The organism is Pseudoxanthomonas sp. CCNWLY206-1 (genome assembly GCF_039710385.1).
Lineage (GTDB): Bacteria > Pseudomonadota > Gammaproteobacteria > Xanthomonadales > Xanthomonadaceae > Pseudoxanthomonas_A.
Window position 1 is genome coordinate 213,923 of the sequence record NZ_JBDKXI010000008.1, and the last position, 14,133, is coordinate 228,055.

The window sequence follows — 14,133 nt, forward strand, 5'->3', positions numbered from 1 at the left end:
TGGCGTAGCGACTGGCCGGCCGCCTGTTCAACCAGCGCGTGGGCTCTTGGAAAGGCGACCCCTGGCGCGGCGGGGAAGCAACCCGGAAGGCCACAAGCCAGTGCGCACGGGACAGCGTCATCACTCGGGCATGTATCGACATACATTTCCTCCTTCTTCCTTGCCTCGCACGCACTGGCTTGCGGCGCGACCCATCCCAATAGCGTTAACAAGCCCCAGATGAACGGATCCACGTTCCTGGCGCATAGTAGCCGCCAGGGCGGCTATCGTCATCCGGCCGGGACTCTCAACCGGTCACAACGCAAAACGCCGCCCCATCCAGTCACCCAGATCACGGATTTCTTCCGCGCAGACCTGGTGCGCCATGGGATAACGGTGCCAATCCACGGCGAAACCGAGCCCCTTCAGCACTTGCACGCTGCGCTCGGCATAAACCAACGGAATCACCGGATCTCCTTCGCCATGGGCCATGAAGATGGGCTGGCGGACCGCGGTTTCGGCCAAAGCGCCCGCCGCCTGTTCCGCGCCGGGCAAGTAGGTGGAAAGCGCAATCAGCCCACCCAACGGCTGGCTCCGCCGCAGGCCCGCCGCCAATGCAATCGCGCCGCCTTGCGAAAAACCGGCCAATAACAGCCTTTCGGGAGCGATGCCTCGCGCCTGCTCACGGGCAATCAATGCGTCTACCTGGGCGATGGATTGCGTCACGCCTTCGCTATCGGCACGGTTAGGGAAATCCATGCCCACGATGTCGTACCACGCGCGCATGCGCATGCCGTTGTTGATGGTGACCGCCCGCACCGGCGCGTGAGGGAATACAAAGCGCAAGGCAGGCCAATCCGGCCGCACCAGCTCCGGCACGATAGGCGCGAAATCGTGGCCATCGGCGCCCAGGCCATGCAGCCACAGCACCGACCACTCCGGCGAAGGCCCTGTTTCGGTTTCCAGCGCGTCCAACACATCAGCAGAAATATCGTTCATGCCGGCATTGTCGCCGCAGAAGGCGGCAGACACCAAACCAAGACGCCAACCTGCGTCCGGCTTTTGCGTATTTGGCCGTTGTGCCTGCCTCAGTTCGGCAACCGGAACAATACGGTGCGCCGGGAAGCATGTGCCTGGCCGGTGGCTTCAAAGCGCCATCGCGATGCCACCGCGATGGCGGAGTTGTCGAACATGCCCGCAGGACTGGACGACAACAACTGCACGTTGCGAACGCTACCGTCAGGCTGGATGGTGAAAGCGACTTCTGCCTGTCCTTCCACTTTTCCGCGCAAAGCAGGCAGCGGATAACGTGGAGACGCATCTTGCAGCAATCGCGGTGTGCGAACAGCAGCTGCGCGCGCGGGTGGGGAGACCGTGCTGGCGATGGCGACGCTCGCGGGCTCGGTTTCGGTGGTGGGCGGCATGGTGACGGCGGGGGCAGGTGCTGTCGGTAAGGGAACGGGTTCGGCGCTCGCTACAAGCGGGGAAGCCGGCTGTGCGGCGGATGCCGATGTGCCGGAAGATACCGGCTGCGTTGTCGATCCAGCTTCGGCCAGTTGCCCGGCCGCTCCTGCGGCCTGCTCGGCCTCACGTGCCTTGCGCTCCTGCGCTCCGCGCAGCGCCAGCCGCAGACGCCGTAGCGCCGGCGCATCGGGCTCAACCTGCACGATGAGAGTGAGCAGACGATCGGACTCGGCGATATCCATCCGCTCCAGCGCCTGTTCCGCAGCGATCAACAGATAGGGTTGCAGTTCCACCAATGCACTCCGCACATCGGCATCGCTTGGCTGTTGTCGGCGCGCCGCCAGGAAATACTCCACGGCGTTGTCGCCAGCGGGTGCATACACGCGCTGTTCGCGAACGGCCTGCGCAGCACGTTGCCGCAGTTCTTCCACCGTCCCCTTCACCTGCGATGCTTCGACTTGCGGCGCTTCGACCTGAGGTGTATCCGTCACGGTTTGGCCAAGGTCAAAATCGGAAGGTGATGATGGTGATGATGGTTGGCACGCGGCCAACGCCAGCGTCACCACCAGCGATCCACAACGCGAAACGAACTTCATGAAATGTGCTACCCCAGTTGATTCGAAATGAAGCCGGCCGGAGATGACCGAATCAATTCCTCACCTTGCCCGTCTGGCCTAACGCAACACGCCAAACAATCAAAAATGGCGAGCAGTAGTGCCGCATTTGTAAAGCGGCAGGCAGGCTAATCCGGATTGATGACACTGCGGCGTCACGGCGCCCGTCTGGATTGCGACGACATCCGCACATCGCGCACGCAGGCCACACGATTCATGTAAACGAAAGATAGCGGTAACACGCATTTCAAATTGGGCCGCCAGCATGTCCGGCTTCGCGCCGTGCGCGTTGCACCGTAGCCTCTCCCGCCATCGGAAACCCTACTTATGTCGATCACGCCCCACCGCCTTTGCGGCGCCGTCCGCAGCGCTTTGTTCTTTGGTACCTGCGCCGCCTTGCTGAGCTCACCGGTCTTGGCGCAACAACCAGAAAGCAATAGTTCTAGCGAAATGTCGGCTGGCTCCGATCAGACCGAAGCGACTCGCTTGGACACGGTGGTGGTTACTGCCCGCGCCGGTACCGGTGTGCGCAGCAAAGCCGAAACCAGCTATTCGTTGACCGCCATCGACGAAGAGCGCCTGCGTATGCAGGCGCCCACCAGCGTCACCGAATCGTTGAAGAGCGTGCCTGGTTTCTGGGTCGAAGCATCTGGCGGCGAAGCCAGCGGCAACGTGCGTGCGCGCGGCATTCCGGTTGACGGCTTCGGCTCCGTCACGTTGCTCGATGACGGCCTTCCAGTGCAGCACGACCCCGCGCTGGGCTGGCTCAACGGCGACCAGGCGTTCCGCTTGGACGAAACCACCGAGCGGATCGAAGTAGTGCGCGGTGGTCCGTCATCGATCTTCTACTCCAATGCGCCCGCCGGTGCGGTCAACTTCATTCCGCGCCAGCCCGGCGACAAGGCCGAAGGCATCTTCAAGTACACCCTCGGCGACTACGGCCTGTACCGCGGCGATTTCTGGCTGGGCACGCCGATCGGCCAGGACTGGAAGTTGTCCGTGGGTGGCTTTTACCGCCAGGACAACGGCGTGCGCGACCCCGGCTTCACCGCCAACGATGGCGGCCAGGTACGTGTGAACCTGGTGCGCGAACTGGAAGGCGGCAGCCTCTCGTTCGACGTCAAGCACATGGATGACAAGGTCATGCTGTACCTGGGCGTGCCGATGCGTACCTACGCGGATGGCGAGATCCGCGCCGTACCCGGTTTCGATGGAAGCCACGGCACGCTGGCGGGTCCGGAAACCCAGCGCGTGCACATGATCACCGCCGACGGCGCGGGCTATGACTTCGATAACAGCGAGGGCACGCACGTCAAACGCGATCAATACACGATGAAGTTCGAAAAGGACTTTGGCGGCTGGGTACTGCGCGACAGCATGCGCTACAACACCACTGAAACGCAGCGCAACGGCATGTTCCCGAATACCCTGCAGAGCGCGCAATCGTTCTTCGCGCATCGTGACCAGGTTGCATTACTGGCCCGCTATCCCGGCGCGACCGGTTTCCAACTGCGCTACGTCAATTCTCCAGGTCAGATCTACGACACCGCCAACCAGAACGGCAACGGATTAGTGGTGGTCGGTGGCCTGCGGGGTATCACGGTGCCGGTCAACGAACTGATGAACGACGCGCGGGTCTCCCACCGGTTCGAGTTCGGCGAGCAAAGCCACGACGTCAGCTTCGGTCACTACTATGCCCAGGTCGATCAGGATTTCGACCGCTATTCGTCCACCGTGCTGTTGGATGTGCAAAACAACGCGCGCCTGTTGGACCTGGTGGCGGTGGATGCCAGCGGCAACCCGGTGGCCACCATCAGCGACGGCGGCATCTGGCGCTACGGCTATGAATGGGAAAATGCTAGCGGCCGCTCCACCACGAACGCGTTTTATGTATCCGACGAGTGGCAGGTAAACGACAAGCTGCGCATCGATGGCGGCGTGCGCTGGGAAAAAGTCGACATGGAAGGCTGGGTTGAAGGACGCCAGCAGGTGAACCTGGGCACGGTCCCGACTTCGCAGGTATGGACCGGCACCGATCAGTACCGGTACTACGATCAGAGCTTCGACAAGTTGGGCTGGTCAATCGGCGGCAACTGGCAGTTCGACGACTATTCCGGCCTGTTCGCGCGCTGGACCTCGACCTTCCGGCTGCCGAACCTGGGCGCGTTTATCACCAATGCCACCGCCAAACCCATCATCCAGACCATGGATCTAGGTGAAGTCGGGTACAAGTACTCGCACCAGAAGTTCGATTTGTTCGCCACCGCTTTCTTCACCAAGTACGACAACGTCGGCTATACCAACTACGTGTTCAACCCGAGCGGAAACTCGTCGGTTGCTGAGCAGTTGTATGCCGACACGCGGACGCTTGGCCTGGAACTGGAAGGCGCGTTCTATCCAGTCGATTGGTTCGATATCTCGTTCACCGCCACCGTGCAGGACCCGCAGTATCGCGGCTTGCGCTATCGGGACAGCGGCAACGTCATCCGCGACTACGATGGCAATCAACTGATTCGTGTACCGAAAACCAGCCTGCGGGTGGTGCCGGGCCTCAACCTGCTTGGCGATCGCCTGCGCCTGCAGTTGTCCTACGAACGCCAGGGCGAGCGCTATGTCGATGTCGCCAACTCGGTACGCCTGCCTTCCTACGATGTCTTCAATTTCAGTGGGCGCTACGCGTTCGACGATCAATGGTCGATGTTGGCCTACGTCGATAACATCGACAACTCGCTGGGCCTGACCGAAGGCAATCCGCGTTCGGGCGAACTCGCCAGCGGCGACGCCGGCGCCAACACCTTCATCGCGCGTCCGCTGCTGGGTCGCTCGTACCGTCTGGCCGTCATGTACCGGTTCTGAGGCGCGTGCAGCTGAAGATGCGGAGCCTGGCTGTTCCATTCGTGCGGATGCCTTTCCACGGAGCCTCACTGCTTGCCGCCCTGGCTATCTCGCCATGGGCCACGGCGGCGCCATGCGATCTGGCGGCCAACGACGTACGGCAAGCGGGACCTGGCTGCGAACAAGCATGGATGGATGCCAATTTGCGCATCAACGACATCCAGGTCATTGGCACGCATAACAGCTACAAGCAGCCCATGGCGCCGGAGCTGTTGGCGGCGCATCGCCTGCGTGATCCCGCCGGGGCCGATAGCCTGGACTACGGCCATCGGCCGCTGGCCGAGCAGTTGGACAGCGGCGTGCGCGGGTTGGAACTGGATATCTACTACGACCCGCGCGGTGGCCGCTACACGCATGCATCGTTGCCCGCCGAGCGGCGCCGGGCAATGCGGGAGCCCGGCTTCAAGGTGATGCATCTTTCCGATATCGACTATCGCAGCAGCTGCCAGCCGTTCGCCGAATGCTTGCGAAGCGTACGCACTTGGTCGCTGGCGCATCCGCGGCACGTTCCCATCGTGATCCTGATCAACGCCAAGGACGGCGCGGCAGCTCCCGGCACGGTGCCGCCGTTGCGCTTCGATGCCGCGGCCTTTGATGCACTGGATGCGGAAATACGTTCCGTATTTCCGGCGGGGTCGCTGATCGAACCGCGCCAGGTACAAGGCGATCGGCCCTCCCTTCGCGAAGCGATCCGCACCGACGGCTGGCCAACCCTGGCAAATGCACGTGGACGTGTGCTGTTCGTCCTGGACGAATCTCCCACCAAAGTGGCGCTTTACCAAAGCGCTCGCAGGGCCAACAGCGCGATGTTCGTCAATTCTCCCAGCGAAACCGATGACGATGCGGCTTATCTGACGCTCAATGACCCGTTGAAAGAGGCAGCGCGAATCGCTGCCGCTGTCGACGCCGGCCATCTGATCCGCACGCGTGCCGATGCCGACACGTGGGAAGCGCGGCGCAACGATACACGCCGGCGTGAAGCGGCTTTCACCAGTGGCGCGCAGGTCGTATCGACCGATTACATCGAACCGGAGCGACGTTTCAGCGATTACCGGGTGCGCCTGGAAGACGGCGCTATCGCACGATGCAATCCGCGCCGCGCGGCCGGCAAGTGCGCCGGACAGGCGATTGAGGAATGAGCGGAATGCGCGGATTGATCGGACTGCTTTGCTTGCTGCTGTGCGCTGTTCCGCTGCACGCCGGCAACGCCCAGCAGTCGGCCTCCGCCACTGAAAATCACGAGAAGGAAGTAGTGCTGCGTGGCCAGTTGGACGGCCGCGATCATCAAACCTATCGCACCGTACCTTTCACCGTGGCGCCAGACACCGCGCGAATCACGGTGGAGTTCGACTACAACGGCCGCGAGGACAAGACCACGATCGATCTGGGATTGCTGGACCCGGATGGTTTCCGGGGCTGGAGCGGCGGCAACAAGCGGCTGTTCACTATTTCGGCCAATGACGCCACACCTTCCTACCTGCCCGGCCGCTTGAAGCCCGGCACCTGGAAGCTGCTGCTCGGCATTCCCAATATCCGTCCGGACAGCAAAGCCGAGTACACCGCGCGTGTCCGCTTCACGCCCGTAAGCACACCCGAAGAGATTCCTGCATCTCTATTGCCCGTGTTGAATCCGCAACCCGGCTGGTATCGCGGCGATCTGCACATGCACACTGCGCATAGCGACGCCAGCTGCGCCAACCAATCCGGTACACGTGTTCCATGCCCGTTGTTTCTCACCGCACAGGCGGCCGTTGAACGCCGTCTGGATTTCGTCGCCATTACCGACCACAACACGGTGTCGCATCTGCACGATATCCGCGGTCTTCAACCGTACTACGATCGCCTGCTGATGATGCCCGGCATGGAGATCACCACCTTTCAAGGACATGTCAACGCGTTCGGGCTGCAGGCGGATCTGGATTTCCGCCTCGGCAGCGGCGAAGTGCCGGACTGGAACGCGTTGTTGGAACGGATGCGACGGCGCGGCGTGCCGGTGTCGATCAATCATCCGCTGGTGCCCAGCGGCGAGCGCTGCATGGGGTGCGGCTGGACACCACAAAAACCGGTGTCGCTGCACCGCTTCGCCGCGGTGGAAGCGGTCAACGGTGTCGATCCTGGCACGCCGATTTCCGGCATTCCGTTCTGGCATAAACAACTCTTGGCGGGATATCGGCTGACCGCCATCGGCGGCAGCGACAATCACAACGCGCCGTTGCAGGATGCCTCGTTCGGCGCGAGCCGCATTGGCATACCTACTACCGTGGTGTACGCCGAAAATCTATCGCAGTCCGCCATCCTGGCCGGCATTCGCAGCGGACGGGTGTTCATCGACGTGCAAGGCAGCCGCGACCGCAAGCTGGATTTCAACGCACGGCACGAGAGCGGCGAGACTCCGATGGGCGGCGCACTGGTGCTAAGCAAAGATGCGCGCGCAAGTTTCACTATTGATATCGTCAACGCCGCAGGCGGGCGCGTCGAAGTGCTGGTGGATGGCAAGCCCGCAGCGCTGCTCAGTGACGCGCAAGTACGGCAGGCCACGGAGCGGTATCGTTTCGATTGGCGCAGTGATGGCGGCCGCCATTGGCTGAGCGCAAATGTCTATGGCGCCGACGGCCGCCTGCAACTGCTGGGCAACCCGATCTACGTGAACTTCGACGCATCCACCGACTGAGCGATCGGCGACGAGCGACGCGTGCGGGACGTCCAACATCTCCACGCAGGAGCGCCGTCCCGGCGCGAGCTCTTGCTTCGTCGAACCGCCGGGGAAAAGCTCGCGGCGGGACGCCGCTCCTACAAACGCAAACGCTCATGACCGTGGGAGCGCCGTCTCGGCGCGAGCTCTTGCTTTGTCGAACCGCCAGGGAAAAGCTCGCGGCGGGACGCCGCTCCTACAAACGCAAACGCTCATGACCGTAGGAGCGCCGTCCCGGCGCGAGCTCTTGCTTTGTCGAACCGCCAGGGAAAAGCTCGCGGCGGGACGCCGCTCCTACAAACGCAAACGCTCATGACCGTAGGAACGCCGTCTCGGCGCGAGCTCTTGCTTTGTCGAATCGTCGGGGGAAAGCTCGCGGCGGGACGCCGCTCCTTCAAGAGCAAACGCTCCTACCTGGCTGCCTGCTGCCATGCCGGCTCTCGGTAAATGAATACGCCTCCGCCGGCCAAGGCCGCGTTGCTACCGCTGGTCGGCTAAAGACGACATCTCTCCCGCCGATATCCCAATCAAGCTCCGTGCGCCCCGCCCTTTTTGCGCGCCGGCTGTTATAAAGCCGAGGTCCCCCAGCCATATTCGGATAATCGCGAGGGATTCCAGCCGTGAAACCAACCGCAGCCACAGCCCGATATTCCGGCCTTTCGTCTGCGGAAGAGGTATCCCTGGTCGTAGGCTGCAGCGACAACGCGGTGGTCATCTGCGATCCACAGGCCCGCATTACCTATATCAACAGCGGCTTTGCCGGCATGCTGGGGTACTCCCTGGAAGAAGTGGCCGGTCGCCGTCCCAGCGACATCCTGGCCGGGCCGCATACCGACCGGCAGACGCTGGAATATATCCGCTCACGGATCGCCTCGAAGGAAAGCTATCGCGCCGAAATCCTGGTCTATACCAAGGCCGGCATGCCGATGTGGATCTCGGCCGTGGTCAATCCCATCAGCGATCCCGCCGGCAACCTGACCCATATTCTCGGCGTCTATACCGACATCACCCAGAGCAAGATCCATGAGGTGCTGCACCGCAAGGTGCTGGATGCCATGGTGAACGAATGCCCGATCCAGGAAGTGATGAACGTGGTCTGCCGCGAAGTGGAGAAAATCGTGCCCGACGTTACCGCCAGCGTCATTGGCGTGGACGCGCAATGCCGGCTGCGGCCGCTGGCTGCACCGGGCTTGCCCGAAAGCATCGCGGCTTTCATCGATGGGCTGGAGTGCGGCCCGATGGTCGGTGCGTGCGGCTCGGCTGCCTGGAGCGGCCAGCCGGTGGTGACGCCGGATATTGCCAACGATCCGCGCTGGGAACCTTACAAGGCACCCTTCCTGGCACTCGGTTTGCGCGCCTGCTGGTCCAGCCCGATTAAATCCAGCGACGGCCGGGTCCTGGGCACGTTCGCGCTCTACTACCGCGAGCGTCGTGAGCCGGATGCATTCCATGTGCGCGTGGTGGACCTGTGCCTGCACCTATGCGCGCTGGCGTTGGAGCGCGAGCGGACCAAGGCGCACGTGCACAAACTGGCTTATTACGACACGCTGACCGGCTTGCCCAACCGCGTGCTGTTCAGTGGCAAGGCCGAACAGATATTGCTGGCGGCCGCGCATGCCGAATCGCCCGCCGCTTTCATGTTCATCGACATCGACCGCTTCAAGCGCGTCAACGATACCCAGGGCCATTCGGCCGGCGACACCTTGTTGCGCGACATTGCGCAGCGCCTGGCCGTGGAGTTGCGCAGCGTCGACATCGTCGCGCGTTTGGCCGGGGATGAATTCGCGATTGTCGTGCCCGATTGCTCCGCGGACCAGGCAGCGGACCTGGCTGATCGCATTCTGATCCGGCTATCCGAACCGACCACCGTCGGGCGCATGGCGATCAATCCCAGCGCCAGCATCGGCGTCGCGATATTCCCGAATGATGGTTGGGACGTGGACACGTTGCTCCGCCATTCGGACATCGCCATGTATCGCGCCAAGTCCGAAGGCGGCGGGCGCATCGTGTTCTACAGCGGCGAGATGAACCGCGCCATGCAGGAGCGGTTGGCGCTGGAATCCGCCTTGCGCGACGCCTTGCGTAGCGGCGAGCTGCAGCTGCACTACCAGCCGCAGATCGACAGCACCGATGGCCTGCGCCTGCACGGCGTGGAAGCGCTGCTGCGTTGGCAGCATCCGGAGATCGGCGAGATCTCCCCTTCCACGTTCGTGCCGATGGCCGAGGAATGCGGGCTGATCGACGAACTGGGCCGTTGGACGCTGGAGCGCGCCTGCCAGCAATTGGCCGATTGGCGAAAGCGAAATGTGCCGGTGCCGCGCGTTTCGATCAATCTGTCGGCCATCAACTTCGAGCGCCTGGATTTGCCGGAGTACATTTCCGCCATCGTCGATACCTGCGGGCTGCAACCTGGCGACTTGGTGGTGGAAGTGACCGAAAGCGTCATGCTGGCGCAGAAACCGTCGGTACTGGCCAATATCGACGCGATCCACCAGCTGGGCATCCAACTATCCATCGACGACTTCGGCACGGGCTATTCCAGCCTCAGCCACATCCATCGGCTGCCGATCAGCGAGATCAAACTGGACATGAGCTTCGTGCGCGATCTGGAGACCAGCGAATCCGCACGCGCACTGACCACCTCCATCCTGCGCATAGGCGAAAGCCTGCGGTTGACGGTCGTCGCCGAAGGGGTGGAGACCCAAGCGCAGCGGGACCTGTTGGCCGATCTGAACTGCCCCGTCCTGCAAGGTTTTCTATTCTCCCGTCCGCTTTCGGCCTCCGCGCTTGAGCGGTGGATCATCGATACGCCGGGCATAGGCCCAAAGCGCTGACCGGCGCTGGCTGGCCCCGACAGCAACCTCTCGCCGCCTTCATCGCGGCCATGGCGCCCTACGATCAAGATAGAGCGCTATCGGCCGATAGCGTTCCAAGACGGGGCCATTCGATCGGGCACAACCAGGTTGGCATACCCATTGCATGACGAACACGAGAAGCCCACCGACACAGGACTACTGAATAGCGGACCCAAACCGCCCATTCATTCTTCCTGTCAAAGCCGGGTTCCAGGCGGGAGGGCCTTCAGATGGAGCCGATGACGGCAGCGCATCAACCGGAAACCGCGACACCGCCTGATGACATGCAGATGTTGCTCGGATTGCCGCCGGCCGCCTGGGCTTCCGTGGTACTCATTCTCGGGTTGCTGTTCACCGGCATTGCCGCCTATCGCGAATGGCACGATGCGCGCGAACGCACGCAGGCACTGCACAACGCCATGGCCGACGCCAGCGTGGTCCGTCTGCGGGAGCCGCTGGAGCAGGCCGCGACGAAACTGCGCGCGCTGCAGACGGTATTCCTTTCCAACCACAACATCGATCAGGCCGTCTTCGCCCAGTACAACGAAAACCTGCGCGCGGCCAAGCTATCTAGCCAGGTGATCACGGGATTCGCGCGCCGCGGCACCCGCATTGCGGATCGCGACAGCTACCTCTACGAGTTCGTCGTGCCGTTTCGCGGCAACGAGGTATTGCTGGGCTTGGATATCGCCAGCCAGCCGGGCAATTTGCAGGCGTTGTACCTTGCCCGGGACACGGATAAGCCGGTCATCTCGTCCCCTTTCGCGCTGCGGCAGTTCCCCGCTGGCTCACCCGATTCGATGGGGATTGTTGTTCGCCTGCCGGTGTATTCCAACGGCTCGCTTCCCACCACCGTACCGGAACGCCGGCAACGCGAAATCGGCTCCCTGGCAGCCAGCCTGCGCTTGCGGCCGCTGGTGGAACAAGCACTGCACGGACCGGTTCTGGACACGTTTCAGATTCGCGTAAGCGATATCACCGAAGGACCCGCCCCACCGTTCTTCGATTCACGCAAGCCGGTTCCGAACAATGCCGCGCTATACCCGCGTACGTTGGACTTCGGCGGCCGGCGCTGGTCGATCGAGCTACGCCCACGCTTGATACCCGTGCAGAACAGCCGCCTGTCGGTCATCGTCTTCACCGGCGCTGTTATCAGCGCATTGTTGTCGCTGTTGTTGTGGTCGTTGGCCACCACGCGCCACCGCGCGGTGGCGCTGGGACAGAAACTGACCATGCGCTATCGGGAGGTCGAAAACCGGTTCCGCACACTCAACGAACTGTTGCCCGCATTGGTGCTGCTGGCCGACGCCAATGAGGGACGCATTCTTTACGCCAATCAGGCGGCAAGGTTGCGATTGGGAGAAACGGACAGCCCAGGCGCCACCCTGTCGTCACTGTTTGCCGACCCGGCGCTGCGTCTTCGCGCCAGCGGCCTGGACTTGGTAGGCAGCGATTGGAGCAATGTCGAAGCGGTGCTCATCACACCCGCCGGCGGACAATTCTGGGCCAACACCTCGATCGCTCGGGTGGAAATGGAAGGCCGTGATCATCTGCTGATGGTCGCTACCGACATTTCGGAACAGCGCCAGCTGACCGAGATGCTCAGCTATCAAGCCAGCCATGACGCGCTGACCGAACTGGTCAACCGACGCGAGTTCGAACGGCGGTTGGAAAATGCCCTGGCCGAACGCCGCGTTGGCGGCGAGTCGTGCGCCCTGCTCTACATCGACCTGGACCAGTTCAAGCTGATCAACGATATCTCTGGCCATATGGCGGGTGACCAGCTGCTGGCGCAATTGGCACTCGCGATGCGCCAGCAACTGCGTACCGGCGACGTACTTGCCCGCTTGGGCGGCGACGAGTTCGGACTGATCGCCTTCCGCGTCGATGCCGAAGGCGCGCGCGTGCTGGCTGAGCGCTTGCGCGAGTGCATCGAAGGCCTGATGTTCGTTTGGGAAGGCCGCACCTACACCATCAGCGCCAGCATCGGCGTGGTGGTGGTGGACCACGGCGAGCCCACGCTCAAGGACTTGCTGGCCTGGGCCGACACCGCGTGCTACCAGGCCAAGGAAAACGGCCGCAACCGCGTCCATGTCTATCGCCAGGACAATGAGACCACCCGGCGGCAGAGCGAAATGGAATGGGCCAATCGTCTGCGCTGGGAAGTGGAAGAAGACCGCCTGCTGCTGGATTACCAGGAGATCGTGCCGCTGGGGGGCGAGAGCGACACTTCGCGCATCGAGTTGCTGCTGCGCCTTCGCGATGAACAAGGCGGCCTGATACTGCCGGGCACGTTCCTGCCCGCGGCCGAACGCTACAGCCTGATGCCCGCCGTGGACCGCTGGGTAATCCAGACCGCGCTGGCGCACTTCAACGATCTGCATCCCTCGGGCGAACAGCTAGGCATCTGCGCCATCAATCTGTCCGGCGCCAGCATCGAAGACAATGGCCTGGCCGATTTCATCCTTGAGCTGATCAGCCGTTACGCGGTGCCGCCGCAGAAGCTCTGTTTCGAAATCACCGAGACGGTGGCCGTGCGCAATCTGCTCAAGGTAGTGAATGTCATCGAACGCCTGCGCAACGCGGGCTGCCTTATCGCGCTGGACGATTTCGGTGCCGGCATGTCCTCGTTCGGTTATTTGAAGAACTTGCCGGTGGACATCATCAAGATCGACGGCAGCTTTATCCGCGATCTGGAATCGGATTCGATGAGCCGCACCATCGTCAACGCGATTGCGCAGATTGGTCATCAGCGTGGGCTGAAGGTAGTCGCGGAATGGGTCAGCAGTGAGGCGCTGTCGCGGACGTTGGGGACGTTGGGTGTGGATTTTGGGCAGGGGTTTGCGTTGCATCGACCGGAGCGGGTGAGTTTTCAGCGGGAGGGTTGATGGCCTGCGTTGTTACTTCTCTTTTGGTTTCTTTGTCTCTTTTAGCGCTGACGCGGATCGCTTATCGGATCTTATGATCTGCGCGCTGCCGCGGGCGTCACTTTTCTTTGCTCGTGCAAAGAACAAGTAACCAAAAGAGGTGCTCTTCAACAGCCGAATGGCTGGTCAAGCACGCCCCGGGCAGCGCGCCCCTTCGGGGTTCGCAATCGGGCCGGGAATTTTCGGAAGGCACATCCATGTGCCTGCCGAAAACGACGCACATCCTGTGCGCCGCCCCTGCGGGGTTTTACCCGTCCCGCTTGCCGCGCTTTAACGGGGGCCCCGGAGATCAAGAGCAAGAGCGAGAAGCAAAAGAAATCGCAAAAGCAAAGCTAAGAGGACGGCCAAAAAACGAAAGCCAAGCAATAGCAAACTCTACGACTTTGTTTCTGCCGCTGCTCTTAAGCTCTTGCTGTTGCTTTTGGCTTCTCGGGGTCCCCTTTAAGGCGCGGTGGCGCCGGTGGGTACAACCCCTTGGGGCGCCGCGCACGACGCGCGGCGTTTTCGGCAGGCACATGGATGTGCCTTCCGAAAATTCCCACCGGCGACACGCACCCGAAGGGCGCGCCGCCAGGGGCGTGTTTCTTTTGGTTACTTGTTCTTTGCACGAGCAAAGAAAAGTGACGCCCGCGGCAGCGCGTAGATCATCAGATCCGATGAGCCACCCGCGCTAACGCCAGGCGCCTACTTCCCCGCTCATTGCGACT

7 protein-coding genes are annotated in these 14,133 nt (G+C 62.3%); 5 read left to right on the plus strand and 2 right to left on the minus strand.

What is annotated here, in order from left to right:
- Positions 1 to 294: 294 nt before the first annotated feature.
- Both AADW18_RS17650 and AADW18_RS17655 read right to left on the minus strand, forming a co-directional pair.
- Positions 295 to 978 (minus strand): carboxylesterase, encoded by a 684-nt coding sequence (locus AADW18_RS17650; protein ID WP_337344710.1) that lies wholly within the window; start codon positions 976 to 978, stop codon positions 295 to 297.
- A gap of 89 nt (positions 979 to 1,067) precedes the next feature.
- Positions 1,068 to 2,039, minus strand: a complete 972-nt coding sequence (locus AADW18_RS17655) for a TonB family protein (RefSeq protein WP_337344711.1) — start codon at positions 2,037 to 2,039, stop codon at positions 1,068 to 1,070.
- Between the two features lie 345 nt (positions 2,040 to 2,384).
- Here AADW18_RS17655 and AADW18_RS17660 point away from each other — a divergent pair, with 345 nt between their 5' ends.
- The 5 genes from AADW18_RS17660 (at position 2,385) to AADW18_RS17680 (ending at position 13,387) form a co-directional block, all read left to right on the plus strand.
- Positions 2,385 to 4,913, plus strand: a complete 2,529-nt coding sequence (locus AADW18_RS17660; RefSeq protein ID WP_337344712.1) for a TonB-dependent receptor — start codon at positions 2,385 to 2,387, stop codon at positions 4,911 to 4,913.
- Between the two features lie 17 nt (positions 4,914 to 4,930).
- A complete protein-coding gene (locus AADW18_RS17665) occupies positions 4,931 to 6,091 on the plus strand; it encodes a Ca2+-dependent phosphoinositide-specific phospholipase C (RefSeq protein ID WP_337344713.1) in 1,161 nt (386 codons plus the stop codon).
- Positions 6,092 to 6,096: 5 nt separating this feature from the next.
- Positions 6,097 to 7,623, plus strand: coding sequence for a CehA/McbA family metallohydrolase (locus AADW18_RS17670; RefSeq protein WP_337344714.1), 1,527 nt, complete (start codon positions 6,097 to 6,099; stop codon positions 7,621 to 7,623).
- A 641-nt stretch (positions 7,624 to 8,264) separates the two neighbouring features.
- Complete coding sequence (locus tag AADW18_RS17675) at positions 8,265 to 10,478, plus strand: EAL domain-containing protein (RefSeq protein WP_337344715.1); 2,214 nt, start codon at positions 8,265 to 8,267, stop codon at positions 10,476 to 10,478.
- A gap of 260 nt (positions 10,479 to 10,738) precedes the next feature.
- Complete coding sequence (locus AADW18_RS17680) at positions 10,739 to 13,387, plus strand: EAL domain-containing protein (protein WP_337344716.1); 2,649 nt, start codon at positions 10,739 to 10,741, stop codon at positions 13,385 to 13,387.
- Positions 13,388 to 14,133: the final 746 nt, after the last annotated feature.

What these genes read in the sequence shown, in the direction of transcription:
- AADW18_RS17660 (WP_337344712.1), top strand. Translation starts at nt 2,385, where the DNA reads ATGTCGATCACGCCCCACCGCCTTTGCGGCGCCGTCCGCAGCGCTTTG.
- AADW18_RS17655 (WP_337344711.1), bottom strand. Translation starts at nt 2,039, where the DNA reads ATGAAGTTCGTTTCGCGTTGTGGATCGCTGGTGGTGACGCTGGCGTTG.
- AADW18_RS17670 (WP_337344714.1), top strand. Translation starts at nt 6,097, where the DNA reads ATGCGCGGATTGATCGGACTGCTTTGCTTGCTGCTGTGCGCTGTTCCG.
- AADW18_RS17680 (WP_337344716.1), top strand. Translation starts at nt 10,739, where the DNA reads ATGACGGCAGCGCATCAACCGGAAACCGCGACACCGCCTGATGACATG.
- AADW18_RS17665 (WP_337344713.1), top strand. Translation starts at nt 4,931, where the DNA reads ATGCGGAGCCTGGCTGTTCCATTCGTGCGGATGCCTTTCCACGGAGCC.
- AADW18_RS17650 (WP_337344710.1), bottom strand. Translation starts at nt 978, where the DNA reads ATGAACGATATTTCTGCTGATGTGTTGGACGCGCTGGAAACCGAAACA.